A 26,154-nucleotide genomic window follows, 5' to 3' on the forward strand; every position below is an offset into this window, starting at 1 on the left:
GCGTATGGTTAAGCGAAGGGACCCCTCACCATCTCAACGTGGGGCCGGGAGGAGTGAACGTGCACAGGCTTGGGCTGAGCACGCGGGTGGAGAGCCGCAGTGTCATCGTCGCGATCGAGGGAGAACTCGACATCGCGACCGCCGCCGACCTCCAGGAGCACATCCAGTCCGCCGTCGAGGACCACGGTCCTTGGCTGATCCTGGACCTGTCCGCTCTGGACTTCATGGACTCCAGCGGTCTGAACGTCATCATCAACGCCTACAGAACCGTCCGTGAACTGGGCGGATCGCTGGCGCTGGCCGCTCTGAACGAACGCGTCACCAAGGTCGTCCGCCTGGTCGGCCTGCACCGCCAGGTCCCGGTCCACCAGACCGTGGCCACCGCCGTCGCCGCCATGGAGGCACTGGAGGCCAAGCGCCAGGCCGGATAGCCTCCGGGCGTATGGGTCCAGTCCTTCCCCCCAGTCCCGTGGACATCTCCTGGGACCACAACAGCCACTACCACGAACACCTCCTCCGCCACGTGCCCCCGCACTGCACCCGAGCGCTCGACGTCGGGTGCGGCGGCGGTAGGTTCGCCAGGGCCCTGGCCTCACGCGGGATCGCCGTCGACGCGATCGACCCCGAACCGCGGATGGTCTCCATGGCCCGTGAACGCACGCCCGCCCGGCTGCCGGTCCACTACCGGGTGGCCGCGCTGGAGGAGACGGAGCCGCCTCCCGGGGGGTACGGGTTCGTCAGCTCGATCGCCAGTATCCACCACATGCCGTTCGGGCCCTCGCTCGAACGGATGGCCGCCGCCCTCGCCCCCGGCGGCACGCTGGCCGTCCTCGGCCTGTACGCCGAGAGGGACGCCGCCGACGTCGCGACCGGCCTGGCCGCGCTGGGCCCGCAGTGGGTGATCGGGGCCGGCCTGCGGCTGGGCCGCGCGCTCACCGGCACGCCGAACCCGCACAAGGCGGGGCCCACCGCCGAGATGCCGATGCGCGACCCGGAGATGGGCCTGCGCGAGATCGCGGAGGAGGCCGGTGAGGTGCTGCCCGGCGCACGTCCGCGGCGGCTGCTGTTCTGGCGCTACTCCCTGGTCTACACACGACCGGCCTGACCCCGTTCGAGGTCAGGCCGGTCGCTTCGTGTCGGTCGCGGCGAGCCGGTCGCACCCCTGTGCGGGGCCGGTCCGCCGGAGATCAGTCTCCGCCACCGCCACCGCCGCCGTCACCGGAGGAGGAGCCTCCCCCGCCGTCGGAGGAGGGGCCCGCGCCGCCGCCGGAACCCCCGCTGCCGCCCGGGCTCCAGCCTGTGCCGCCCCCGGGTCCACCGGGCGGGGGCTGGTGGCCCTCCGGTCCGGGGTGACCTGCGGGCCCCGGGTGACCTGCGGGCCCGCCGCCGGGGTGGCCGTATCCGTACCCGGGGCGGTCGTGTTCGGGCGGCGCCGGGTGGGCCTGCCCGAACCCGTACGGCTGGCCGGTCGCGGGCGGTGCGAACGCGTGACCGGCCGCGGGGCCCGAGGCGGCCGGACCGGCGGCGCGGGCTGCGGCGGACTTCGAGCGGACCAGGGCCGCGGCGAGCGCGACCAGCGCTCCGGTGACCAGGAGCCCGTACAGGAGCTCCACGATGACGTTCGTCAACCCGGTGGCCGTCATGACCGCTTCGAAGGACAGGTCCATGGCCCCGACGGCGAAGGAGGCCACCGAGCTCGCGACCTGGACGAGCGCGGCGGCCGTGAGCAGCGCCCCCGCGGTCCGGACGGCGCCGGGGAAGGGCGATCCCTTCGCGCGGACGAGGGCGGTGACCCCCACCGCGAGGAGGAGGACCGTGCCGAGGACGTAGAGGAGCGGACCCAGGATCGTGGGGAGGGAGGACATCGGAGGGCTCCTCGTGTCAGCGGGTCGGGAAGGGCTGCGGACCGGGGCGGTGGCCGGGCGGCGGTGGCGGAGCGGCCGTCCGGGCCGTGAGGCGCCTCGCCGCGGCCAGCACCAGGGCGAGCAGGCCGCCGACGAAGAGCAGCGTGAACACCAGGTGCAGGGCCGGGAGCACCATGGTGTGCACCGCGATGTCCACGCCCGCGTACATGGGGGTGAAGGACCAGATCTGGACCGCCAGGTCGCCGAGGGCGCTGAGGACGATCAGGGCGCCGCCCGTCGCCACGAGCCCCCTGCGGTCGGAGGCCACCACGCCGCTGAGGGCCAGCACCAGGACGCCGAAGAGCAGGTAGACGCCCTCGAACAACAGGGAGACGACGGAGGAGACGGTGTAGAGAGGGGAGATCAGGTGCATCCGGGGCCTTTCCTGGGGGTCGCGGGCGGATCCAGACTCTCACGCCGGGCTTTTCGCCTGGTCAGCACCGGCGAGAGGGACCGTCGTCGCCCGCGCGGGACGGGGCGGCGGGACCGTCCGCGGTGGCGGCGGGGCGCCGCGGTCCGCGTACGCGGGGTGGGACGGCGGGCCCGCCGCAGGAGTTTTCCACAGTTCCCTTCCGGCTATGGCGGCCCCCGCCTCCGGCGAGGAACATGGGAAGCGGTCGCACAACAGCCGGAGGTGACGTCGTGCTCGTGGTGGAACTGGATCGGATCGGCGGGGTGGAGACCGACCTGGTCGGCGGCAAGGCCGCCGGGCTGGCCGGGGCGATCGCGGCCGGAGAACCCGTGCCGCCGGGTTTTTGCGTCACCACCGAGGCCCACCGCTCCGGGAGGCTGCCGGAGGAGGAGGTGACCGCCGCCTACGAGGCCCTCGGCGGCGGCCGGGTGGCGGTACGGTCCAGCGCGACCGCGGAGGACCTGCCGGACGCCTCCTTCGCCGGACAGCAGGACACCTACCTCGGCGTCGAGGGCAGCGACGACCTCCTCACGGCCATTCGCCGGTGCTGGGACTCCCTGTGGACCGACCGCGCCGTCGCCTACCGGCGCGACCGGGGCATCGACGACGACGGGGTGTACATGGCCGTCGTCGTGCAGCGCATGGTCGAGCCCCGGGCCGCGGGGGTGCTGTTCACCGCCAACCCGGTCACCGGCACCCGGGGCGAGACCGTCCTGGACGCCGTTCCCGGCCTCGGGACCGCGGTGGTCGACGGCACGGTCCGGCCCGACCACTACGTCGTGGCCGCGGACGGCGGGACCGAGGGACCGGACGACGGGTGCCTGTCCCCGCAGGAGGTGGCGGCGCTGCACGCCGCCGGGCAGCGGCTCCAGCGTCACTTCGGCTCACCGCAGGACGTCGAGTGGGCCCTGGACCGCGACGGAACCCCCTGGATCCTCCAGTCCCGCGCGGTCACCACCCTCTTCCCGCTGCCCGACCACCACGACGACGGGCCCCGCGCCTACTTCGAGGTCGGCAACATGCAGGGCATGCTCCGCCCCTTCACCCCGATGGGCCTGTCCGCGATGGGGATCATCGCCTCCGCGTGGCTCGGCTCCCGGAGCACCGGCCCCGACGGCGAAGACGCGGCGGTGGTCGACGTGGCGGGCAGGTTCTACCTGGACCTCACCCCCTACCTGCGCAACCGCTGGATCCGCGGCGCGTTGCCGGGCAGCATGGTCGTCTACGGCCCCCGGGCCGCGGCCGCCGTCCGCTCACTCCTGGACGACCCTCGGTTCGCCGCACGTCCGGGCGGCCGGATCGGTTGGGGCAGGGCGGTCGGGGCCGTCGCGCGGGCGCTGCCGCTCACCGGCAGGGTCCTCGGGGACGCCGTGGCCGCGCTCGTCGACCCCGACGACGCCAGGCGACGCTTCCTGCGGGCCGGTGCGGTGCTCCGGCAGCGGGCCACCCGCGAGCCGGAGCACGCGCTCACCCCCGGGGAGCGGCTCCAGCACGCGATGGACCTCCAGAACGAGGCCCTGACGGAGGGGATGGTCCCGATGATGGGGCCCCTGTGCGTCGCCATCCTCTCCGCCAGGGCGCCCGAACTCCTGCTCGGGGGGATCGCCGAACCGGGCGAGGTGGCCGCCGTCCTCGGCGGGATGCCGCACAACGTCACCACGGAGATGGACCTGGCGCTGTGGCGGCTGGCGGTCGGGGCGCGCGGGCACGGCGAGCTGTTCAGGGAGACCCCTCCCGAGGAACTGGCGTCCGGGTACCGGGCCGGGACGCTTCCCGACATCGGTCTCGACGACTTCCTGGAGCGGTACGGGCACCGCGGCGCCGCCGAGGTCGACGTGGGCGTGCCCCGGTGGTCGGAGGACCCCGCGCCCCTGTTCGCTGCGATCGCCAACTACCTGCGGGTGAGCGACCCGGAGCAGGAACCCGACCGGAGGTTCGCCCGGGCCGCCGCCGAGGCCGAACGCACACGGGACGCGCTGGTCCGCAGGGCGCTCGCCTCCCGGCCCGTCCGCGCGCGTCTGGCGTCGTTCTCCTTCGACCGTGCGCGAGCCCTGGCCGGGATGCGGGAGTACCCCAAGTTCTCCTGGCTGTTCGCCATCGCCGAGACGCGTCGGCAGCTCCTCCTCGTCGGCGCCGAGATGGCCGGGGCGGGGCGGCTGGACGCGCCCGACGACATCATGTTCCTCCGCATGCCGGAGGCGCGCGCCCTGGTGGAGGGAGCGGACCAGCGCGCGCTCGTCGCCGAGCGCCGTGCCGGGTACCTGCGTGAGCGCGGACGCCGCCGGGTGCCCCCGGTCCTGCTGTCCGACGGCACCGACGTGGAGGCGGCGCTGCCCGCACCGACCTCCGGACGGGACGGGGAACTCCTCGGCGTGCCCGCCTCCTCGGGAACCGTGACCGGGGTGGCGAGGGTGGTCCACGACCCGGCCGGGGCCACGCTGGAACCGGGGGAGATCCTGGTGGCCCAGAGCACGGATCCCGGATGGACCCCCCTGTTCATGACCGCCGGAGGGCTGGTGGTGGAGACGGGGTCCACCATCGCGCACGGGCCGACGGTGGCCAGGGAGTACGGCATCCCCGCCGTGATCTGTATTCCCCGGGCGACCGAGGTGATCCGGGACGGGCAGCGGATCACCGTCGACGGCGCCGCGGGCACGGTCCGCGTCGAGGACGGGGAGAGACCGGAGGAGCCCGGACCGGTGGAGGGTTAGAAGCCGCCCCCGCCGCCTCCGTCGGCCCCGCCGCCGTTGTGGCCGCCTCCGCCGCCGTCATGGTGGCCGCCCCCGCCGTCGGAAGCGTCGCCGCGATGGCCGGGATCGCCCGTTGCCGCGTGGGAGTTCGAAGCGTGCGCGGAGGACCGGCCACCGCCGTACGGGGCACCGCTTGGCCGTCCGCCCCGTGGTTCCGGCCGCGGCTCCGGCCGTCGCGGCACGGTTCCCCGGGGCGCGTGCCGCCGTCCCCGGGAGCTGATCACCGCGCACAGCAGCAGGACGAGCGCCACCGCGAGCAGCACGTGGACCCCGATGTCGAGGGCGAACAGCACCGGGAACGGGACCGGCACCTCACCGTTCTCCACCAAGGACGGGAGGAAGAGGAAACGGAACCAGAGTTCCCGGGTCCCCTGGACGACGCTGAGGAGTACGAGCAGGCCGCCTCCGGCGCGTACGAAGCCGCGCCCGCCGGGAGCCCTCCCGGCGAGGGTCAGCGCCAGGACCCCCGCCAGCAGAGGGGGGAGCACGACGGTCAGCAGGGACAGGAGGAAGCGCACCAGGTCGGGGCCCTGCTCGGTCATCGCCAGGCCTCCTCGTGCGGTCCGTCGAAGGGGGAGAACGACGGAGGGGGCGGTCCGGCCCGCGACGTCCTCCGGGTGGCGGCCAGGACCAGCAGGAGCATGCCCGCGCCGAGGAGGGCCGCGGACAGGTAGTACGACACGCTCGTGATCAGCGCGGTGGTCTCGGAGTCCGCCACCTGTTCGCTCAGCCATCCGGAGAGGAGCTGGTCGAGCAGGGACAGGACGGAGGAGGCCAGCAGCGCCGCCGCGCCCAGCCCGGTGAGCGTGCGGCGCTCCGGCGCGGCGGCGAAGCAGCAGACCAGTGCGAAGAGGCCCACCAGCAGGAGGAGGAGAGGCCCGATCAGGTAGGGCAGGTGGAGGTTCACTGCGGTCCTCTTCGGTGGGGGAGTCGACGGGGCCGTGGCGCGGTGTTCGTGCGTGCCGCGAGGAGAACCTACCCACCCGGGGGGTGTCCGAGGCGGCCACGGCCGCTTGTGGCCAGACAGGCCCGTGGGACCCGAACCCGCTCCGCCCCGGCCGCGTCCCGAAGCACACACGTCAACCTCGTGCTGCGGGACGTGTTCGTCCTGGACGTGCGGGTCGAGGAGGTCGCGGGCTCCCGGATCGGGGTGTACTACCGCTAGCCACGGGGACACCGGCACCCGCGGCCCCGACGGGTTCGGCCTCCGAGATGTACAGTCCGGTTCGTCCGCTCTTATCCTTGGGTCATGAACGCCCAGCCTCCCAAGCCCCCCGCGCGCACCGCTCCCCCCGCGGACCTGCGCGCCTCCCACGCCGACCGGGACGCGGTGGTGGAGCGACTGCGCGACGCGGCGGCCGAGGGGCGCATCGACCTCGACGAGCTGGATACGCGCCTGGAGCAGGCGCTGAATTCCAAGACGCACGCCGAGCTGGCCGTCCTGACCGCCGACCTGCCTCAGCCGCAGCTCCCCGAAAGCCGGCCGCCGTTGGTGGTCAAGGGCGGTATGCACGGCGCGTCCCTGGGCCCCGGGCGCTGGGAGGTGCCCGGGCACGTGATCGCCCACGGGGGCATAGCCGGGGTGAAGATCGACTTCAGCCGGGTCGAGTGCCGCTTCACGGAGGTCGTGGTGGAGGCCTACGGAGAGGCGGCCGGTGTCACGATCGTCATCCCCGACGGCTGGGCGGCGGACACCGGTGGCGTGGACCCCGGCATGGGCGGTCTCAAGGACAAGACGACCCCCGACCGGCTCGCGGGAACCCCGCTGATCCGGCTCACCGGATCCGGCGGCATGGCGGGGGTGGTCATCCGCCACCCCAACCGCTGGGAACGGCGCAAGCTGAACAGCAACCCGAAGCAGGATTAGCCGCCCCGCCCGAAGCGTTCCGTGCGGCGGATCCAGCCCGTTGTCCGCACGCCACTCCCATCACGGGCGGCCCCGATCGTCCAGGACGGCCGCACCGGCAGCGACCACCAGGCTGTTGGGGGCCGGTGGTGTTCGGATCGTCAGGGAACTCAGTACGGGCCACCACACCTCATTGCGCGTCGGGGTGCTCATGCCCGGTGAGTGCGTTACGGGCGCGCTTCACCAGTTCGAGGGCCGCGCGGCCCCGCACAGCGGAACGCGAGAGGGCCGAGAAGGCGCGCCGATAGGGCTCGACCGCGTCGTCGTCGGTCAGGCACAGTTCGGCCCCGATGGTTTCCACGATCACGCGGTTGTCGTCGTAGAGCCAGAATCCGTGCATGGGCGAAGCCATCAGTTGTGTCGCCAATGGAATGACCCCGATGCCCTCGGGGCCACGGCGAATGCACTCTGCCAGGTGGTCGAGTTGTTCCACCTGCACCTTCGGAGACGCCTGCCGTGTGCGCAGAATCGGCTCCCACAGCAGGATCTGCAACTGCTTGTCATGTGCATTCAGGATGGCGCGGCGTTCCATCCGTTTGCGCACGCCTTCTTCCACGTCGGTCGGAGTTCCGTGGAGTTCCACGGCTCTTGAGATCATGGCACGGGCGTAACCGGGCGTCTGTAGAAGCCCGGGGACGCACACCGACTCGAAGACGTACAACTTACGCGTGCGGCTCTCCAAGTCGACGGCGTTCTGCTGTCGCGCCTGGTTTCCCGCTGAAAGCCTGCGACGCCAACTCGTGTAGTGGGTTTCCAGTGTGCCCAGTTGCGCGACGAGCCCCTCGGCGGCGTCGTCGCGCCCGCACAGCCGCGCCCAGCGGCGCAGGTCCTCAGCCATAGCGGTCTGGTTGCCGCGTTCCAGACGCGACACCTTGGAGGGGTGCCAACCGGCTCGAAAAGCCAGTTCACGACCGGACAGCCCGGCCTCGTCCCGGAGTTCGCGCAGGCGGACACCGAGGGAGACCCGGGCTGTCTGGTAGTCGGTCATTCCGCCCTTGTCGCCATGTACTGAGTGAACGTCAGTGCATGGTGCCATGCGGCGTCGCGCGCCTGTAGGGCGGTGAGTACCTGAGTGAGGTCCTCACTCAACGAGGCACCGAGGACTCTGCCCTGTTCGTCGAACTCCAGTCGGGCTACCGTACGGCTATCGAACACCCAGAAGTCGTGGTCGGGGAGTTCCGCCACAATCGGATGGGTACGCGGCAGGTAACGGATGTCCTCACCGACACCGAGGTTGTAGGGGGTGCCCCACAGCTCCCAACGCAGGTAGTCGGAAGGCGGGTCGTCGATGAGCCGGACCCGCTCCATGCGCTTGCCGGTGGCTAGTTCGGCGCGCATCATCTTCAACCAGGGCTTGAACCACTCAATGTCGGTGTCGTCCCCGACCAACCACCGCTGAAAGGGCTCGTTCTCGTGCAGGACTCCGTAGAAGGTACGGGTTTCCAGACGCCAGGCGGTATGGCGATACTGCCGGAAGAGGTCATTGAACCCCTCTCCGGAAACGAGATCGGACACGTTACCCCTTCGGTGAGAATCGGGTCAGGAGTTCGCGGGGCACCACGACGAACTCCTCGTCGGGCAACACGTCCGCGAGTTGGGAGAGTGCCTCGGGGTCGGTGAGCCGGTAGCCCTGGACGACGATGCTTCCGCTGTCGGTCTCGTACAGCGTGGGACAGTTTCCACCGTGTGAGGTCGTGCCGAGTTTCCGGAGCTTCATGGTCCTCCTCGGTTCAGGGGGTGCGCTACGAGTATCCCGGGCCGAGGGCAGCCGGAGCAGGTGTTGGCGTATCTCGTGGACGCAATCTCGCGCAATCCCCGCACCCCGCGTACCCCTGCCTGCCTACGTTCGTGCTGTCCCCGTTCTCCTCGGCTGCCAAGGCGGTACCGGCCATGTCCCCTGACGCTGTCCACCACGATCCTCCGCGCGTACTCGCCCCCTACGTTCGCGTCGGGGTCCAGGACGCGACCCTGTTCCTCGGTTTCGGTTCGATACGCCAACCCGTACACGACCGGACGCTGTGGGAGCCGCTGTTGCACCTGGCCGACCACTTCCGCGAACCGCGAACCCGGCAGGAGGCCTCGGACCACCTACGCTCCTCCTGCGGCACCGACCCCGCCTCTGCCGAGGCGGCGATGCTGCTGCTCGAACACGGCAACTGCCTGATCCCCGCCCACACCTACGACCGCGCCGACCGTTACAGCAGGCACGCGCTGTTCTACGAACTCTCCGGCACCGACGCCGAACGGGTACAGCGGCGCCTGTCCCAGGCCCATGTCGTCCTGCTCGGTTGCGGCGGCATCGGCAGCCTGGTCGCGGTCACCCTGGCCACGGCCGGGGTAGGGGAGTTGACCCTCGTGGACGGTGACCACGTGGAACTGAGCAATCTGACCCGCCAGTTCCTGTTCACCGAGGCCGACATCGGTCTGTCCAAGGCGGAGGTGCTCGCCCGGGAGTTGGGACGGCGGAACTCCTCGTGCCGGGTCCGGCCGGTCGTGCGCGGGATGGCGGACTCGGCTGACCTGGTCCACCTGCCCGCGTGCGATCTCCTCGTGGTCTCGGCGGACTCGCCCGGTCTCACGGGGACGATCAACGCCCACTGCGTCGCAACGGGAACGGCCTGGCTGAACGCCTGCTACGTCAACGACATCGCGGTGTGGGGACCGCTGGTGGTGCCGGGGGTGACCGGATGCTGGGACTGCCGACCGCTGACCGCGCGCCCTCCCGAGGACGACGCTGGGCTGGCCGCCCTCGTCGCACGCGTCAACGGGCGCTACCAGGCGCCCTCCAACGGCCCTGTCAACATGCTGGCCTCCTCCCTGGCCGCGCTGGACGTGCTGCGCCACCTGGGCGGGTTCGGCACACCGGCCTCGCTGAACCGCCGTGTGGGGGTGTGGTCGCACGATCTGGCCCTCGACCAGCAGGCGGCGGAGCGCGACCCCGACTGTGCCACCTGCTCCGAGGCCACTCTGCCCTCGTCTCTCGAAGGAGTCCGATGAACGCCGACCGCGACGCGAACTGCGTCTTCTGCCGGATCGTGTCCAGGGACGCACCCGCGCACCGGATCTGGGAGGACGACGACCACCTGGCGTTCCTGTCGATCTTCCCCAACACCGAGGGGTTCTCGGTGGTGATCCCCAAGGCCCACCGCACCAGTTGCGTGGTCGATCTGGAATCGTCGGAGTACGCGGCCCTGCACCTGGCCGCACGCGAGGTCGCCCGCCGCCTGGACGCGGCCTTCCCCGACGTGGCGCGCACCGGGATCATGTACGAGGGCTACGGGGTGGACCACGCCCACGCCAAGCTCTTCCCCATGCATGGCACCGCGGGCAACGCGGGTGAGGACTGGCGCGAGGTGGCCTCACCGATCGAGGGCTACTTCGACCGCTACCAGGGCTACCTGTCCTCGCACGACCACACCCGCGCCGACGACGCTTGGCTCGCGGCCGTGGCCGAACGCGTTCGGAAGGCCGCTCTCTGAACCCAACGGTCGTGCACTCAACGCGCACGTGAGCGGGGCGGCCCTTGGAGAGCCGCCCCGCCGTCGTGGTGCTGTTGCCCTAGTTGTTGCCGTCGTCGTTCACAGCGGGCCTCCTCCTCGTTGCGGGGGTTCGTTCGCGGGCTGTGGGCGTCCCGGGTGGCCCAATGGCCCGCGACAACCATGAAAGCCGGTGCTGAGGGCCCAGCCAACGCTCTTGCGCGAGATTGCTCCCGGCGCGCGGAAACGATGACGCGCTCGAAGGGTTTTCTGGGGCCGTCGATTGCCCGGGACGTGGACGGCCGGTGCCGGGAAGGTGTGACGGCCGCGCCGGGCCCCGAACCGATGCTCGCTGTCGACTCCGGGACGCCCCGGCCCGCCGCGCGCCCTTCGGGTCGTTGGTCCCATGTGCGCGGCGCGCCCGGGGGTAGTTCGCCGGTATGAACAGGAACCGCGACATCCCCCGTGCCCCAGGGCGGTTCGGCACCCTCATGGGCCGACTCACCATCTACGCCCAGAACAACCCGCGTCAGTTCGGTCTCCGTACGGCCCTGGGTGTCGGCGTCTTCAGTGTCTTCTTCGCCTCCCTGCTGTTCGGCCCCCTGTTGGTGGCCGAGGGCTTCGGCGGGCTGCTCCCCGTGATCGCGGCAGGCACTCTGGTCGGGGCACTGGTCGTCGCAGCGCTCGGCGGTCTCGTCGGCACGTGGATGATGCGACGCATGGTCAAGGGCAGGCCGCTGCCTGTGGACGCCGACCCGGCCAAGGTCTGGGCCGCGAACTGGCAGATCATCCGGGGCACCCTCCACCCGGATCCCGAGACGAACCGGCTCGGGCGCATCCTCGCCGACCAGAGCGACACGTCCCGCTCCCCGAAGTTCATGCTGGTGTTCGGCTGTGTCCTCGTCGTGCCCAACGTCGCCAACGCCCTGCTCCAGTACGCCAACGGAACTCCGTTCGCCCTGGTCAACCTGTTCCTGGCGGGAGCGCTGGTGGTCATGATCGCGACCTTCGTCCCGCTCTCCGTGCGCCGTCAGCGCATGGTCCGCCAGTTCCGTGAGACCTACGACCTCGCCGCCGCGGGCTCCTCCGGTACGCTCGGACGCGAGGACTGACCACGGTGCCCCTTCCCCCTCACCCCCACGCTCCGTGACCGCTCCTCGCCCGGCGGCGCCCATCGGCTCCGCGCCGGGACAACACGGTGCGCAACAGCGCATCGAATCGGTTCGATAACGGACGGGACGGCACGGTGCGGATCTCCGATGTGGCCCGGCACGCTGGCGTGTCGCCGAGCACGGTCTCCTACGTCCTCAGCGGCAAGCGGTCGATCTCCGAGACCACCCGGCGGCGCGTGAGGGAGAGCATCGACGCCCTCGGCTACCAGCCGCACGCGGGCGCCCGCTCCCTGGCCAGCCGCCGCAGCAACGTGATCGCCCTGGTCATCCCGCTCCGCGGCGACGTCCACGTCCCCGTCGCGATGCGCTTCGCCGTCTCCGTGGTCACCGCCGCCCGCGCGCACGACCACGACGTCCTCCTGCTCACCCAGGGCGAGGGCCCCGACGGCCTGCGCCGGGTCTCGGGCAGCGCCATGGTGGACGGCGTCATCGTCATGGACGTGGAGGCCGACGACGCCCGCGTCCCCGTCCTGCGCGAACTGGACCTGCCCTCGGTCCTCATCGGCGTCCCCGAGGACACCGAGGGCCTGACCTGCGTGGACCTCGACTTCGCCGCCGCCGGTGCTGCCTGCGTGCACCACCTCGCCGACCTCGGCCACACCGACCTCGCCTTCGTCGGCCAGCCTCCCTCGGTGTACGAACGGCGCACCGGGTTCGCCGAGCGCACCACCACCGGCTTCGAACGCGCCGCCGCCGAGCGCGGTGTCCGCGCCACCCTGCACCCGTGCTCCCCCGACACCGCGCACGGCCTCGCGGAGGACCTGCTCCGCGAGCGGCCCGGCCTCACCGGCCTCATCGTGCACAACGAGCCCTCTGTCGGTCCGCTGCTCGAATCCTTCGCCGAGCACGGCCGCGTCCCGCCCGAGCTGTCCGTGGTCGCGATCGGCCCGGTCCCGCCCGGCGCCCCGCCGCTGACCTCGGTGGACCTGCCTGCCGAGGAGGTCGGGGCCCGCGCGGTCGGCCTGCTCATGGACAAGATCGACGGTCCCGGGAACCCCGGGGTGACCCTGCTCGAACCCCGGCTCACCTCCCGGGAGAGCACCGCCCCGCGCGCCTGACCGTGCTCCACACTCGACCGTGGGCCACGCCCGAACAGGGAGTGTGGCGGGGGACACCGGAAAAAGTGTCCCCGGGTCGTGGAATACCCACCCCCACCCTCCCGTTGTAGGGGGTGCCGGAAGGTGCGGTAGAAAGTGTCCCCCGGGCTCCACTCAAAGCCTTCACGGAATACCGCGCCCGCAAGGGCGGCAGGAGCCGTGTTGTGCACCGCGCCGTGAGGCGACCGCCGCACCGTTCCGGTGTACGTGACGGCCCCGCAGGGCAGCTGCCCTGCGGGGCCGTTCCACGTCCCGCGCCCCGAGGGGCGCCCCAAGGGGAACTCAGCCGCGCCGGGCCTTCTGCACGGCCTCGGCCAGCTCCTCCTTGTTCATCTTGGAGCGGTTCTCGACGTCCAGCTCCTTGGCCTCCTCGTAGAGTTCGCGCTGCTTGGGCACCCCGCCCCCGAGGCCGAAGCGCTTGAGCTCCTGCTCACGCCGCTCCCAGAACGCCCTGCCCAGCTCCTCGGCCCGCTTCTGGCTCACGGCCTCCTTGAGGCCGGGCAGGACGTCGCTCTCCTCCTCCTCGACGTGGTGCTTGACCGCGTCGACGAACTCCTTGCAGCGCTTGTCGAACTCCTTGCTCTTCGGGTCGCAGTCCTTCAGCTTCCGGAGCAGCTCCTCGGCCTCCTGGTGCTCCTCCGTGCCGTGGCGGACCTCCGGTCCTTCGCCAGCGGCCTTGGCGGCGGCCGGGTACACCTCGTCCTCCTCGGCGCGGCTGTGCGCGGTGAGGATCGCCTCGATCTCCTCCAGCAGGCGCGGCCGCTGGTCGGGCTCGGACTGGAGCCGGTCGAACAGCTCCTCCATCGTCCGGTGGTCCTTCAGGATCAGGGTGACGGCGTCCTCGGCCATGTTCTCCTCCGCTTCGGTGGTGGTGCTTCCGACCACCGCCACTACCCACGGGCCCGCTGTCCAGACACGGCGCCGACCGGTCAGCCCCGACCCCACCCGGTCCGCCTCGGCCGCCGCCCCGACCCCGGAAACAGCCGGGGCCGCGCCCCGCGCCTCGCGCGGAACACGGCCCGGATCCGGGAACGGAAGGTCAGCGCAGGCCGAACAGGTGCTCCATGGCGAGCTGGTCCAGCCGCTCGAAGTGGTAACCCCGCCCACCGACCTCGGCCAGGTCGATCTCCTCGGCCAGCAGGTCGGACAGGGACTCGCCCTCGCCCAGCGTGGACTGGGACAGCTCGGGCACGCGCGATGCCGCGAGCGCCTCCACCACCTCGGGATCGGCGCGGAACGCCCTGGCCTTCTCCTTGAGGATGAGGTAGTTGCGCATGCAGGCCGCGGCCGACTCCCACACGCCGCTCATGTCCTCGGTGCGCGGCGTCTTGAAGTCGAAGTGCAGCGGGCCGTCGTAGCCCGCGCTCTCCAGCAGGTCCACCAGGAAGAACGCCTCCTTGACGTCGCCCGAGCCGAAGCGCAGGTCCTGGTCGTACTTGATCCCGCGCTGGCCGTTGAGGTCGATGTGGAAGAGCTTGCCCGCCCACAGGGCCTGCGCGACGCCGTGCGCGAAGTTCAGCCCGGCCATCTGCTCGTGGCCGACCTCCGGGTTGACCCCCACCATCTCGGGGTGCTCCAGCTCGTTGATGAAGGCCAGGGCGTGCCCCACCGTGGGCAGCAGGATGTCGCCGCGCGGCTCGTTGGGCTTGGGCTCCAGGGCGAAGCGCAGGTCGTGGCCCTGCTCGCGCACGTAGCCGCACAGGATGTCGAAGGCCTCGCGCAGCCGGTCCAGGGCGGCGTGGTCGTTCTTGCCCGCCTCGGTCTCGGCGCCGTCCATGCCGCCCCAGCACACGTAGGTCTCGGCGCCCAGCGACACGGCCAGCTCGATGTTGCGGATGACCTTGCGGATGGCGTAACGGCGCACGTCGCGGCTGTTGGAGGTGAACCCGCCGTCGCGGAAGACCGGGTCCGAGAACAGGTTGGTGGTCGCCATCGGCACCTTGAGCCCGGTCTCGTCCAGGGCCGCGCGGAACCGCTTGAGGATGTCCTCGCGCTCGGTGTCGGAGCTGCCGGGCGGGATGAGGTCGTCGTCGTGGAAGGTGATCCCGTGCGCGCCGAGGTCGGCGAGGCGGCGCACGGCGTCCACCGGGTCGAGCGCGGGGCGGACGGGGTCGCCGAAGGTGTTCACCCCGCGCCACCCCACGGTCCACAGACCGAAGGTGAACCTGTCCGCGGGCACGGGCTGGTAGCTGCTCATGTCGTGTCTCCTGAGGTAGGCGCAGGACTCCGGAATAGTTTGTCTAGAGTCACAACTAATTGTCAACGGGGTGGCCGCGCAGCACCGCCACCCCGCCGCCCGGCAGGGTCATCCCCTGTGCCGAAACGCCCGACACCAGGTCGCGGGCGCCCGCGTCCAGCCCGAACCGGGCCGGGTCGATCCACCGGGGCCGGTCGTCGTGGTTGGTGACGAACACCCACGCGCCGTCCCGGTCCACCCGGCGCACCACCTCCAGCCCCGGCTCCGGGAACGGCCCCGTCCCCGCCGCCTCGGCCAGCAGCCGCGCCAGGCCCCGGTCCGACAGCCGGGCCGACAGGTACCAGGCCTCGCCCGCGCCGTGGCGCCGCCGCGTCACCGCGGGCAGCCCGTCCAGCGGCCCGCCCGCGTAGTGGGCCACCGCCTCGGCCCCCGCCAGGTGGACGTGCTCGCTCCACAGGGTGGCCTCCTCGCGCACCGAACCCAGGTCCACGCCCACCGACTCCCCGGGCGGCAGCGGGTGCATCTCCTCCACCCGCACTCCCAGCAGGTCCCGCAGCGCGCCCGGGTACCCGCCGGTGCGCACGGTCCCGTCCGGGTCGGCGGCCCCGCTCAGGAAGGTCACCACCAGAGTTCCGCCGTCCTCGGTGTAGCGGGCCAGCCGCTCGGCCCCCTCGTCCGAGAGCAGGTACAGGGCGGGCACCACCAGCAGCGGCACCCGCGGCAGGTCGCGGTCGGGGCGCACCATGTCCACCGTGCGCCCCGACCGCCACAGCACCCGGTGCACCTGGCGCGCCGCCTCCAGATAGTCCACGCCCCGCGCGGGCAGCGACGGGCTGCCCAGCGCCCACCAGCACTCGGGGTCCCAGGTGAGCGCCGCGTCGGCGACCACGTCGGCGTCGCGCGCCTCCGCCACGCGGGGCAGCACGCTCCCCAGTTCGCACACCTCGCGGAAGATCCGCGAGTCCGGCCCGGCGTGCGGCACCATCCCCGAGTGCCACTGCTCGGCGCCGCCCCGGGACGCCCGCCACTGGAAGAACATCGCGCCCCGCGACCCGCGCGCCACGTGCGCCAGGCTGTGCCGCGCCGTCTCCCCGGGGGCCTTGGGACGGGTGGCCTCGCCCGTGTAGGTCACCCCCGCCGCCTGTTCCATCAGGAGCCACGGCCGACCCGGGCCGGGCACGCGCTCCGCCCACGAGCGGGCCAGGTCGGCGGCGAAGGCGGTCTGCTCCGCCCCGCCCTGTCCCGTCCGGTCCGGGTAGTCGTCCACGGCCACCAGGTCCAGGTGCTCGGCCCACCGCCACGGGTCCACCGGCACCCAGTCGCCGAAGGCCAGGTTGGTCGTGACCGGCACGTCCGGCCGGACCGCGCGCAGCACGTCGCGCTGGGACAGGAAGTGGTCGAGCATCGCGTCCGACAGGAACCGCCGGAAGTCCAGCACGTGCGCCGGGTTGGGCAGGTACTGGGTCGCGCGCGGCGGCTGGACCTGCTCCCACTCCGAGTAGTGCTGGCTCCAGAACGCCGTGGTCCACGCCGCGTTGAGCCGGTCCAGGTCCACGTGGCGGCCCCGCAGCCAGTCGCGGAAGGCCCCGGCGGTGTGCTCGGAGTGCGACCACGTCCCGTACTCGTTGTGCACGTGCCACAGGCGCAGCGCCGGATGCCCGGAGTAGCGCTCCGCCAGCGCGCGGGCGATGCGCACCGAGGCCTCCCGGTAGGCGGGGGAGCACACGTCGTAGGTGTCGCGGCTGCCGTGGGTGAGCCGGGTCCCGTCCGCGGTCACCGGCATCGCGTCGGGGTGGGCGAGCCCGAACCACGGCGGGGGAGAGGCGGTCGGGGTGGCCAGCGCGACCCCGATCCCGGCGTCGGCGAGCCGGTCCAGCACCCGGTCCAGCCACTCGAACCGGTACTCGCCCTCCTTCGGCTCCAGGAGCGCCCAGGAGAAGACGCCGACCGTCACGAGGTTGACCCCGGCGCGGCGCATCAGCTCCACGTCCTCCGCCTGGACCTCCTCCGGCCACTGCTCGGGGTTGTAGTCGCCGCCGAACCACAGCGGAGAGGACATGGGGAACTCCTTCTGGTTTGGTGTGTGCGCCAACAAAGTAGGGCGAAAACCCTTCCGGGCGACACCCCCCACACGAGGAGAGCGCATGTCCGCAGCACGACGGGTCCGCACCCGCCATCCGGTCGGGAACTGGGAGGACGCGCTGGTCACCGGCAACGGGCGCCAGGGGGCGCTCGTGCACTCGACGGCGGAGCGCGTCCGCCTCACGCTGGGCCACGAGCGGCTGTTCCTGCCGGTCACGGAGCCCCTGCCCGCCCCCGCGACCGCCTCCCTGCTGCCCGAACTGAGGGAGCTGCTGCGCCGGGGCCGCTCCCGGGAGGCCGCCGGGCGGATCACGGAGTTCGCGGCGCGGGAGCACCCGGGCTACGCCGACACCCGGTGGATCGACCCGCTGGTGGGGGCCGCCGTGCTCTCGTTCGCCCCGCGCGGACCCCGGCCGGGCCCGGTCACGCGCACGTGCGACCTGGACTCGGGACTGGTCGCGGAGGAGCTGCCGGACGGAACCGTGCACCGGGTCTTCACCTCCCGCCCCGACGACGCCGTGGTCGTCGAGCTCGCCTCGCCCCGCGGCCTGGACGGAACGCTGCGGCTCACCGCGCTGGAGGAGGCGCCGCCGGTCCCGGTGGCGGTGGTCCGCGAGGCGGCCCCCGGCCTGCTGACCCTGCGGGCGGACTTCCCCGAGCGCCCGCCCGGCGGCCTGTCCGGGTACACGGTGACCTGCGCCGTCAGCGCCGAGGGCGGTCGGGTCGGCGCCGACGGTGAGGGGTTGGACCTGCGGGGCGTCCGGCGGCTGCGGCTGGTGGCGCGCGTGCGGGTGGACGGGTTCGCCGCGTCCGCCGGGATCCCGGAGGACTTCGCCGGGGCGCTCGAACGCCACCGGGCGGTGCACGGCGACCTCATGTCCCGCTTCCGGCTGGAGCTGGGCGGGGACCGCCACGGCTCCGGCGCTCCCGGCGGGGCCCCCGGCAGTCCCGACGCGTCCGGCACTCCCGGCGGGGCGCCCGGCGGCCCCGACGCGCTCGGCGAGGACCTCCTGGCGGCGGGGTCCACCCCCGACCTGGTCGCCCGCCTGGTCGACGCCGGGCGGTACGCGATCATCTCCAGCTGCGGCGACCTGCCGCCCACCCTCCAGGGGGTGTGGAGCGGCACCTACGACCCCCCGTGGCGGTCGGGGTACACCTTCGACGGCAACCTGCCCTCCGCCCTCGCGGCCCTGCACACCACGGGCACGCCCGAGCTGATGACCGGCCTGTTCGACCTCCTCGACGGCATGGCCGACGACCTGGCCGACAACGCGCGGAGGCTCTACGGCTGCCGGGGGATCCTGCTGCCCGCGCACGCCTCCACCTCCGGCAGGCACAACCACTTCGGCCCCGAGTGGTGCCTGACCTGCTGGACCGCGGGCGCGGCGTGGGCGTCCCGCCTGTACTGGGACCACTACTCCCACACCCGCGACCGCGCGTTCCTGCGCGATCGCGCCCTGCCCTTCCTCACCGCCGCCGCGGAGTTCCACGAGGACTTCCTCACCGAGGAGGGCTTCTCCCCCTCCTACTCGCCGGAGAACACCCCCGGGGACGGCGACGGCCAGGCCGCCGTCAACGCCACCATGGACGTCGCGGCCGTGCGCGACCTGGTGCGCAACCTGCTGCGGGCGCACCGCGTGCTCGGCGTTCCCGGCTCCCGCCGCTGGGCCCGGCTGGGGGCGCGGCTGCCCGGCTACCGGGTCGCCCCGGGCGGCGAACTCGCCGAGTGGGCGGGCCCGGCCGGGCCGGTCGGGCAGACCGAGCGGCACGCGCACCGGCACGCCTCCCACCTGTACCCGCTCTGGTACGAGACCGACCCCGCCCTGGCCTCGCCCCGGCTGCGCGCGGCGGCGGTCGCCGCCGTGCGCGCCCGCCTGGCGTGGTGGCGCGGGCAGGAGTCCGACGAGATGGCCTTCGGCCTGGTCCAGCTGGGGTTGGCCGCGGCCAACCTGGGCCTGGCCGCCGAGGCGCACGAGACCCTGTCCCTGCTGGCCACTCGCTACTGGCGCCCCACCCTGGTGCCCACGCACAACCGGGGCAGCCTGTTCAACGTGGACATCGGCGGCGGGTTCCCGGCCGTGGCGGCGGCGATGCTGGCCCGGTCCGCCGAGGGGCGCCTGGACCTGCTGCCCGCCCTGCCCCGGGAGTGGGCCTCGGGCCGGGTGGAGGGGCTGCGGGCCCGGGGCGGGGTCGTCGTGGAACTCCTGGAATGGTCAGGAGGCCGGGCCCGCGCGCGGCTGCGGGCCGTCGAGCCCCGCGAGACGGTGGTGGCGCTTCCGGGAGGGGAGCGGCGCAAGGTGGACCTGGTACCGGACCGGACGGTGTCCCTGCAATTCTCCGCGGTTACCGAGGAGGAGTCGAAGCGCTTCGAAAATTCCCGCGCAACACCCCTTGCCGGGGGTTAGTCGGCTATCCAGACTAATGGGGAATTCGCGTCCGCCCCGGGACCGGATTTCCCGGGACGGGCGTACCCCCCCAGATTCCCCCAAGGAGCCCGCACATGCCTCCCGAACAGCACCGGCCCCCCAGACGCGGGCGGGGCCTACCGGCGCTCGCCGTCGCGGCGGCCACCGCACTGGCCGCCTCCACCGTCGTCGCCACCACCGCGGCCGGGGCCGCTCCCGCCGAGCCGACCGCGGCGCAGGCCGCCTACGAGTGGGACAACGTCGAGATCGTCGGGGGCGGCTTCGTCCCCGGCATCGTCTTCAGCGAGACCGAACCGGGCCTGGCCTACGCCCGCACCGACATCGGCGGCGCCTACCGGTGGAACCCCGACACCGAACGCTGGATCCCCCTGCTCGACTGGGTCGGCTGGGACGAGTGGGGCTACACGGGCGTCGTCAGCATCGCCACCGACCCCGTGGACCCCGACCGCGTGTACGCGGCCGTGGGCACCTACACCAACGGCTGGGACCCCAACAACGGGGCCATCCTCAGCTCCGACGACCGCGGCCGGACCTGGGACGTCGCCGAGCTGCCCTTCAAGCTCGGCGGCAACATGCCCGGCCGCGGCCTCGGCGAGCGCCTGGCCGTGGACCCCAACGACAACAGCGTCGTCTACTTCGGCGCGAGCGGCGGCAACGGCCTGTGGCGCAGCACCGACCACGGCGCCACCTGGGCCGAGGTGGAGGCCTTCCCCAACCCCGGCGACTACGTCCAGGACCCGGGCGACGAGTCCGGCATGATGTCCGACATCACCGGCGTGACCTGGGTGGACTTCGACCCCAGGACCGGGTCCGAGGGCTCGGTCACCCAGGACGTCTACGTCGGTGTCGCCGACCTGGACGACCCGGTCTACCGCAGTCAGGACGGCGGACAGACCTGGGAGCCCGTCCCCGGCGCGCCCACGGGGCACCTGCCCGCGCACTCGGTCGTGGACCACGAGGGCGGCCAGCTCTACATGGCCACCACCAGCACCCCGGGCCCCTACGACGGCGACTCCGGCGACGTGTGGCGCCTGGACCTGGAGACGGGGGAGTGGAGCAACATCAGCCCCGTCCCCTCCGACTCCGAGGACAACTACTTCGGCTACGGCGGCCTGACCATCGACCGGCAGGACCCGGACACGCTGATGGTCGCCACCCAGATCTCCTGGTGGCCCGACATCCAGATCTACCGCAGCACCGACCGCGGCCGGACCTGGACCCAGGCGTGGGACTGGGGCGCCTACCCCGAGCGCACCGCGCGCTACGAGATGGACATCTCCGGAGCCCCCTGGCTGGACTTCGGCGGCACCGGGACGCCTCCGGAGACCCAGCCCAAGCTCGGCTGGATGACCCAGGCGATGGCGATCGACCCGTTCGACTCCGACCGCTTCATGTACGGCACGGGCGCCACGATCTACGGCAGCGACAACCTCACCAACTGGGACGCGGACACCACCTTCGACATCGGCGTCAGGGCGCACGGCCTGGAGGAGACGGCCGTCAACGACCTGATCAGCCCGCCCGAGGGCGCGCCCCTGCACTCGGCCCTGCTCGACGTCGGCGGCTTCACCCACCAGGACCTGGACACCGTCCCCGAGCAGATGTACCAGCAGCCCTACTGGGGCCACGGGACCAGCCTGGACTTCGCCGAACTCCGGCCCGCGACCATCGCGCGGGTCGGCGGAAGCGACGAGGAGGCCGCCATCGGCCTGTCCACCGACGGCGGCGAGAGCTGGTGGGCCGGGCAGGAGCCCGGCGGCGTGACCGGCGGCGGCACGGTCGCGGTGAACGCGGACGGCTCGTCCGTCGTGTGGAGCCCCGACGGCACCGGCGTCCACGTCTCCACCACCCTGGGCTCGTCGTGGACCGCCTCCACCGGCGTTCCGGCGGGCGCGAGGGTGGAGGCCGACCGGGTGGACCCGGACGTGTTCTACGCCGTCTCCGGCGGCACCTTCTACACCAGCACCGACGGCGGGGCCACCTTCACGGCGGGCTTCGACGGGCTCCCGGCCGAGGGCAACATCCGCTTCGGCGCGGTGCCCGGCCACACCGGTGACGTGTGGGTCGCCGGAGGCGCCGGTGACCACTACGGCATGTGGCGGAGCACGGACGCCGGAGTCTCCTTCGAGCGGATCGGGGCCGTGGACGAGGGCGACGCGGTCGGCTTCGGCGCGCCCGCGCCGGGCTCGGACTACCCGGCGGTGTACACCAGCTCCAGGATCGACGGCGTGCGCGGGATCTTCCGCTCCGACGACGCGGGTGAGAGCTGGGTGCGGATCAACGACGACCAGCACCAGTGGGCCTGGACGGGGGCGACCATCACCGGCGACCCCAACGTCTACGGCCGGGTCTACGTCGGCACCAACGGCCGGGGGATCGTCTACGGCGACCTGGCGGGCGGGGGCGGCGACCCCGAGCCCTCGCCGGACCCCGAGCCCACCCCGGAGCCGTCCCCGGACCCCGAGCCCGGGGACTGCGCGGTCGAGTACACCGTCACCAACACCTGGAGCGGCGGGTTCCAGGCCGGGGTGACGATCACCAACGACGGCGACGAGGCCCTGGAGGGCTGGGAGGTCGGCTGGGAGTTCACGGCCGGTGAGGAGGTCACGAGCCTCTGGAACGGCGCGCACACCCAGAACGGCGCGTCCGTGCGGGTCACCGACGCCGGGTGGAACGCCCGGATCGCCCCGGGCAGCTCGGTGACGGTCGGCTTCAACGGGACCGTCGACGGCGAGCCCGCGCAGCCGACCGGGCTCACCCTCGACGGGGAGGCCTGCGGCTGACGCCCTGACACACCGACACGGCGGGGCCGGGAGCCGCGGGGGCGGTTTTCGGCCCTTCGCCGTGCCCGGACGGGGACCGGCGGACGGACCTCCCCGGGGCCGCCGGAGCCGTCACGGAACCCGGACACACCCGCGCCCCCGGGGTTCCAGGAGGAGGGAGAACCCCGGGGGCGCGGGCGGACCTGAGGCGGCGCTACCCCTTCACGGCGCCGATGATGACGCCCTTGGTGAAGTGCTTCTGGACCAGCGGGTAGACGAACGTGACCGGCACGAGGGCCACCACCACGATGGCCATCTGGATGGCCAGGTTGGGCGCCGAGGCGGTGCCGCCCTGCATCGCGTCGCCGATCACCGAACTCGAACTGAGCTGCTGGCCCTGCTGTACGTACTGGCGCAGCACCAGCTGGAGCGGCCACTTGGCGTTGTCGTTGATGTAGAGGATGGCGTTGAAGAAGGCGTTCCAGTAGCCCACCGCGTAGAACAGGCCGACGACCGCGGTGACCCCCTTGGACATGGGCAGGACCAGCCGGGTCATGATGGTCCACTCGCTCGCCCCGTCCACCCGGGCGCTGTCGCCGATCTCCTGGGGCAGGTTCATGAAGAACGCCCGCATCACCACCAGGTTGAACGCGTTCACCGCCGTCGGCAGGATCAGCGACCAGTAGCTGTCGATCAGGCCGACGTTGCTCACCAGCAGGTACAGCGGGATCATCCCGGGCGCGAACAGGAAGGTCAGCAGCACCGCGAACAGCAGCGGCCGGTGCCACAGCGACCCGGGCTGGGACAGCCCGTAGGCGGCCAGGACGGTCGCCACCAGGCTGACCAGCGTCCCCACGGCCGTGACGCCCAGGCTGACCAGCACGGCCCGGGTCACCACGCCGCCGCTGAACAGGTCGGCGTAGGCCTGGAAGGAGATCCCCTGCGGGACCAGCACCAGGCCGCCCGCGCTGTTCACCGCCGAGGCGGGGGACAGGCTGGTCAGGATCACGACGTAGAGCGGGAAGAGGATGACGACCGCGATCACGGCCAGGGTGGTGTTCTTCGCGGCGCGTGCGGGAAGGCTCGGGCGCTCCGCCCACACAGGGCGGTCCTTGAACAGTGTGCTCATGCTCGTCGGTAGATTCCGTTCTCACCCATCTTGTGGGCCAGCTTGTTGGCCAGAACGATGAGGACCAGTCCGACCACGCCCTTGACCAGGCCCGCGACCGCTCCCGCGCTGAAGTTCCCCGTCACCAGGGTCTGGTGGTAGATGAAGGTGTCCAGCACCTCCGACACGCCCGATCCGAACGCGTCGCGCTGGAGGTAGAACTGCTCGAAGCCGACGTTGAGGATGTCGCCGATCTTGAGGATGAGCAGCAGGATGATCACCGGGCGCAGGCCCGGCAGGGTGATGTGCCACATCCGCCGCCAGCGCCCGGCGCCGTCCACGGCCGCGGACTCGTAGAGGTTCTGGTTCACGGCCGCCAGCGCCGCCAGGAAGATGATCGTGCCCCACCCGGCGTCCTTCCAGATCATCTGGGAGGTGACCACGAACAGGAACGCGTCAGGATTGGACATGACCTCCAGCGGCGCGTACCCGTTCTGCCGCAGGATCTGCGAGAACAGTCCGGCGCCGCCCAGGATCTGCTGGAACAGGGTGACGACCAGGACCCACGAGAAGAAGTGCGGCATGTACACGATGCTCTGGAGCACCATCCGCAGCCTGGGGCTGAGCACGCTGTCCAGCAGGATGGCCAGCGCGATCGGGATGGGGAAGAAGAACACCAGCTGGACGGCGGCGATGACCAGCGTGTTGCCCGCCGCGGACCAGAAGCGGGGGTCGGTGAACAGCCGCTCGAAGTGCGCCAGTCCCACCCACGGGCTGCCCCACACCCCGTCCCAGGGGTTGTAGTCCTGGAAGGCGATGATGTTGCCGAGGGTCGGCGTGTAGTGGAACACCGCCAGCAGGCCGATCGCCGGGACCGTCATCAGCAGCAGCTGCCAGTCGCGGCGCAGCCTCGCCCCGAACGGGACCCGCCTGCGCCCCGGGGACGCGGGCCCGCCCCGGCGGTCCGGGACGGCGGGGGGCCGCCCCCGGCCCCCGCGTCCGCGGGACGCGTCGGCCGGGGAGGGCGGTCCGCCCTTGGTCATGGTCCGCTCAGTCACGGCCGTGCTCCTGGAGGACCCGCATGTAGAACTCGCGGCCCTCGTCGCCGCCGTCGCGGCGCCAGTCCGCGACGGCCTGGTCCAGGGCGCTGAGGTCCTCGCGGCCCCGGATGATGTCGTTGACCCTGTCGGTCATCGGGGTCTCGGCCCCCGAGAAGCGCTCGGGGCGCTGGATGCGGATGCCCGCGAACGGATCGTCCTCGGTGAACTGGGCGGCGTGGTTGTACCAGTCGCACTTCCACTGCACGAAGTCCGGGTACTGGCTCTCGGTGATCGCCTGGGGGCGTCCGCTGATGAAGTAGTAGCCGTCGTTGACCTCGGCGTTGCCCGTGTCGGTGAGCTGCGGGGCCCCGTCGTCGTTGAGCTCGTGGTGCGCGCCCGCCTCGCCGTAGCGGTAGTCCATGTACTCCCGCGTGCCGAACGGAGCGGCGCAGTAGTTGATGATGCCGAGGATCTCCTCGACCTGCTCCGGCTCCATGCCCTTGCGCACGAACACGGACTGGGCGGAGGGGTCGCTGCGGTGCATCACCGGGTCGGCGCCGCCGTTGCCGAAGGCCGGCATCAGGTCCAGGCGGAAGTCGGGGTTGTCGCCGAGCATCTGCATGTAGGCCTCGTGCCAGGCGCCGATGCCGTCCTGGTTGAAGAGGATCTGCCCGGAGTTGAGCAGCTCCTTGGAGTTGTCCCCCAGGGCGACGATGTCGGGGTGGACGAGCCCCGCGTCGAACACCCTGCGCATGTACTCGATGCTGGCCCTCCACTCCTCGGTCTCGAACATGTGGATGAGCTCGCCGCCCGCGTAGCGCCACTGCTTGGGCGCGCCGAAGACCTGGCGCATGGTGAGGTTGAAGTCGCCGAAGGCCCAGCGGTTGTTGTCCGGGTCGTTGACCTCCTCGCCGATCGCGAACAGGTCGTCGGGGCTGGTCGGGGCCTCCAGGCCGTACTCCTCCAGGAGGTCGCGCCGGTACAGGACCCAGTTGCCGAAGGGCTCGGCGGGCCAGGGCACCCCGTGCAGCTGCTGGTTGAAGACGTTCCAGCGCCAGGCGTCGCTGTCCAGGTTGGCCAGCAGGGGGTAGGCCTGCGCCGCGTCGCCGGCCAGGTGCGGCGTCAGGTCCTCGAACAGCTCGCCGACGGCCCGGTTGAACTGCGGGATCAGGTTGATGACCCAGTCGGGGATCATCGTGATGTCGGCGACGTCGCGCCCGGCGATCACCGCGTTCATCTTGTCGATGACCGAGTTGCCGTCCTGGAAGTTGAACTCCACCGTGGCGCCCAGGCGCCCGTTGACGTACTCGAAGAAGGAGTTGGCGCCCAGGCCGGGCGGGATCGGCCCCCACAGCGGGGTCATCGCGGTGTAGCTCCCGCCCCTGCCGGGGGCCTCGGCCACGGCCTGGACGAACTCCCGCGGGTAGGCGGTGAACCCGTCCGGGGCGCCGTGCTGTCCCGGGATGTCGGGGGTGACCCCCTGGAACGGGATGTGCGTGGGGATCAGGTCGTCCAGCGAGCTGGCGGAGGAGGCGGACCCTCCGCCGCTGGACGACTCCGAGCCGCAGCCGGCGAGCGTTCCGGCGGTGAGCGCCGCGGCGGTGGAGGCGCCCACCAGGCCGAGGAAGCGGCGTCGGCTGGGGGGCGGGCGCAGGGGGGTGGTGCGCATAGCGTCGTTCCTTCGGTTGAGCAGGCCGGGGAGCCCAGGGGGGTAGGAAACGAAGGGCCATTTTGCTATGAATTAGTTGGCCGTTTAGACAAACAAATTACTCCACTGTGATGTGGCACACAAGGTCTTCAGGTATCGAAGTCGAAGCGGTTC

Annotated in this window: 24 protein-coding genes; 11 read left to right on the forward strand and 13 right to left on the reverse strand. The window is 72.1% G+C overall.

All coding sequences use genetic code 11. From position 1 onward, the window contains the following. Positions 1–59: 59 nt before the first annotated feature. Together EV372_RS12505 and EV372_RS12510 are read left to right on the forward strand one after the other, a co-directional pair. The gene (locus EV372_RS12505; protein ID WP_013156533.1) at positions 60–431 is read left to right on the forward strand and encodes an STAS domain-containing protein; all 372 of its coding nucleotides are present in this window, start codon (positions 60–62) and stop codon (positions 429–431) included. Between the two features lie 38 nt (positions 432–469). After that, complete coding sequence (locus tag EV372_RS12510) at positions 470–1,105, forward strand: class I SAM-dependent methyltransferase (protein WP_130398898.1); 636 nt, start codon at positions 470–472, stop codon at positions 1,103–1,105. 82 nt (positions 1,106–1,187) lie between these two features. Here the strand turns inward: EV372_RS12510 and EV372_RS29040 are convergent, their stop codons facing one another. Both EV372_RS29040 and EV372_RS12525 read right to left on the reverse strand, forming a co-directional pair. After that, entirely contained in the window at positions 1,188–1,865 is a 678-nt protein-coding gene (locus EV372_RS29040; protein ID WP_156095242.1) for a hypothetical protein, read from the reverse strand. A 16-nt stretch (positions 1,866–1,881) separates the two neighbouring features. Continuing rightward, entirely contained in the window at positions 1,882–2,277 is a 396-nt protein-coding gene (locus EV372_RS12525; protein WP_130396142.1) for a hypothetical protein, read from the reverse strand. A 269-nt stretch (positions 2,278–2,546) separates the two neighbouring features. Here EV372_RS12525 and EV372_RS12530 point away from each other — a divergent pair, with 269 nt between their 5' ends. After that, positions 2,547–5,027, forward strand: a complete 2,481-nt coding sequence (locus tag EV372_RS12530; RefSeq protein ID WP_130396143.1) for a PEP/pyruvate-binding domain-containing protein — start codon at positions 2,547–2,549, stop codon at positions 5,025–5,027. Here EV372_RS12530 and EV372_RS29240 read toward each other — a convergent pair. Both EV372_RS29240 and EV372_RS12540 read right to left on the reverse strand, forming a co-directional pair. Continuing rightward, entirely contained in the window at positions 5,024–5,608 is a 585-nt protein-coding gene (locus tag EV372_RS29240; protein WP_197044252.1) for a hypothetical protein, read from the reverse strand. The two genes, EV372_RS12530 and EV372_RS29240, sit on opposite strands and share 4 nt — an antisense overlap. After that, positions 5,605–5,973, reverse strand: a complete 369-nt coding sequence (locus EV372_RS12540) for an MFS transporter (RefSeq protein ID WP_130396144.1) — start codon at positions 5,971–5,973, stop codon at positions 5,605–5,607. Before EV372_RS12540 ends, EV372_RS29240 begins: the two co-directional genes overlap by 4 nt. A 108-nt stretch (positions 5,974–6,081) precedes the next feature. On the opposite strand from EV372_RS12540, the gene EV372_RS29045 reads away from it, so the two are divergent. Continuing rightward, positions 6,082–6,231 (forward strand): hypothetical protein, encoded by a 150-nt coding sequence (locus EV372_RS29045; RefSeq protein WP_156095243.1) that lies wholly within the window; start codon positions 6,082–6,084, stop codon positions 6,229–6,231. An 84-nt stretch (positions 6,232–6,315) separates the two neighbouring features. Continuing rightward, the gene (locus EV372_RS12545; protein ID WP_130396145.1) at positions 6,316–6,933 is read left to right on the forward strand and encodes a DUF1707 SHOCT-like domain-containing protein; all 618 of its coding nucleotides are present in this window, start codon (positions 6,316–6,318) and stop codon (positions 6,931–6,933) included. A 169-nt stretch (positions 6,934–7,102) separates the two neighbouring features. Here the strand turns inward: EV372_RS12545 and EV372_RS12550 are convergent, their stop codons facing one another. From EV372_RS12550 to EV372_RS12560, 3 genes are read right to left on the reverse strand one after another with little or no spacing between them, the layout of a single operon-like run. Further along, a complete protein-coding gene (locus tag EV372_RS12550; protein WP_130396146.1) occupies positions 7,103–7,960 on the reverse strand; it encodes a helix-turn-helix domain-containing protein in 858 nt (285 codons plus the stop codon). After that, on the reverse strand, positions 7,957–8,487 hold the full coding sequence (locus EV372_RS12555; protein ID WP_130396147.1) for a DUF6879 family protein: 531 nt from the start codon (positions 8,485–8,487) through the stop codon (positions 7,957–7,959). Before EV372_RS12555 ends, EV372_RS12550 begins: the two co-directional genes overlap by 4 nt. Before the next feature lies 1 nt (position 8,488). Beyond that, positions 8,489–8,689: a hypothetical protein gene (locus tag EV372_RS12560; protein ID WP_130396148.1), complete on the reverse strand. Its 201-nt coding sequence runs from the start codon at positions 8,687–8,689 to the stop codon at positions 8,489–8,491. A gap of 173 nt (positions 8,690–8,862) precedes the next feature. On the opposite strand from EV372_RS12560, the gene EV372_RS12565 reads away from it, so the two are divergent. The 4 genes from EV372_RS12565 (at position 8,863) to EV372_RS12580 (ending at position 12,678) form a co-directional block, all read left to right on the forward strand. Further along, the gene (locus tag EV372_RS12565; protein WP_130396149.1) at positions 8,863–9,969 is read left to right on the forward strand and encodes a HesA/MoeB/ThiF family protein; all 1,107 of its coding nucleotides are present in this window, start codon (positions 8,863–8,865) and stop codon (positions 9,967–9,969) included. After that, positions 9,966–10,451 (forward strand): HIT family protein, encoded by a 486-nt coding sequence (locus tag EV372_RS12570; RefSeq protein ID WP_130396150.1) that lies wholly within the window; start codon positions 9,966–9,968, stop codon positions 10,449–10,451. The genes EV372_RS12565 and EV372_RS12570 overlap by 4 nt, the downstream gene beginning before the upstream one ends. Before the next feature lie 437 nt (positions 10,452–10,888). Next, entirely contained in the window at positions 10,889–11,560 is a 672-nt protein-coding gene (locus tag EV372_RS12575) for a hypothetical protein (protein ID WP_130396151.1), read from the forward strand. Positions 11,561–11,694: 134 nt separating this feature from the next. Beyond that, complete coding sequence (locus EV372_RS12580; protein ID WP_130396152.1) at positions 11,695–12,678, forward strand: LacI family DNA-binding transcriptional regulator; 984 nt, start codon at positions 11,695–11,697, stop codon at positions 12,676–12,678. A gap of 321 nt (positions 12,679–12,999) precedes the next feature. Here EV372_RS12580 and EV372_RS12585 read toward each other — a convergent pair whose 3' ends face one another. The 3 genes from EV372_RS12585 to EV372_RS12595 all read right to left on the reverse strand — a co-directional run bounded on the left by EV372_RS12585 (position 13,000) and on the right by EV372_RS12595 (position 16,973). After that, entirely contained in the window at positions 13,000–13,602 is a 603-nt protein-coding gene (locus EV372_RS12585; protein ID WP_486483974.1) for a hemerythrin domain-containing protein, read from the reverse strand. Positions 13,603–13,756: 154 nt separating this feature from the next. Then, positions 13,757–14,914, reverse strand: a complete 1,158-nt coding sequence (gene xylA, locus EV372_RS12590) for a xylose isomerase (protein ID WP_130396154.1) — start codon at positions 14,912–14,914, stop codon at positions 13,757–13,759. A 55-nt stretch (positions 14,915–14,969) separates the two neighbouring features. Continuing rightward, positions 14,970–16,973 (reverse strand): beta-galactosidase, encoded by a 2,004-nt coding sequence (locus EV372_RS12595; protein ID WP_130396155.1) that lies wholly within the window; start codon positions 16,971–16,973, stop codon positions 14,970–14,972. 85 nt (positions 16,974–17,058) lie between these two features. Here EV372_RS12595 and EV372_RS12600 point away from each other — a divergent pair, with 85 nt between their 5' ends. Both EV372_RS12600 and EV372_RS12605 read left to right on the forward strand, forming a co-directional pair. Further along, positions 17,059–19,401 carry a glycosyl hydrolase family 95 catalytic domain-containing protein gene (locus EV372_RS12600; RefSeq protein ID WP_130396156.1) on the forward strand — a complete coding sequence of 781 codons (2,343 nt, stop codon included), beginning with the start codon at positions 17,059–17,061 and terminating at the stop codon, positions 19,399–19,401. 95 nt (positions 19,402–19,496) lie between these two features. After that, positions 19,497–22,205, forward strand: coding sequence for a cellulose binding domain-containing protein (locus EV372_RS12605; protein ID WP_130396157.1), 2,709 nt, complete (start codon positions 19,497–19,499; stop codon positions 22,203–22,205). 193 nt (positions 22,206–22,398) lie between these two features. On the opposite strand, the gene EV372_RS12610 is transcribed toward EV372_RS12605, so the two are convergent. Genes EV372_RS12610 through EV372_RS12620 form a run of 3 tightly spaced genes read right to left on the reverse strand, consistent with a single transcriptional unit; the run spans position 22,399 to position 26,001 of the window. Continuing rightward, positions 22,399–23,313, reverse strand: coding sequence for a carbohydrate ABC transporter permease (locus EV372_RS12610; RefSeq protein ID WP_130396158.1), 915 nt, complete (start codon positions 23,311–23,313; stop codon positions 22,399–22,401). Further along, entirely contained in the window at positions 23,310–24,350 is a 1,041-nt protein-coding gene (locus tag EV372_RS12615) for an ABC transporter permease (protein ID WP_130396159.1), read from the reverse strand. Before EV372_RS12615 ends, EV372_RS12610 begins: the two co-directional genes overlap by 4 nt. Beyond that, entirely contained in the window at positions 24,343–26,001 is a 1,659-nt protein-coding gene (locus EV372_RS12620) for an extracellular solute-binding protein (RefSeq protein ID WP_130396160.1), read from the reverse strand. The genes EV372_RS12615 and EV372_RS12620 overlap by 8 nt, the downstream gene beginning before the upstream one ends. Positions 26,002–26,154: the final 153 nt, after the last annotated feature.

The sequence above is a fragment of the Nocardiopsis sp. CNZ308 genome (assembly GCF_004217075.1).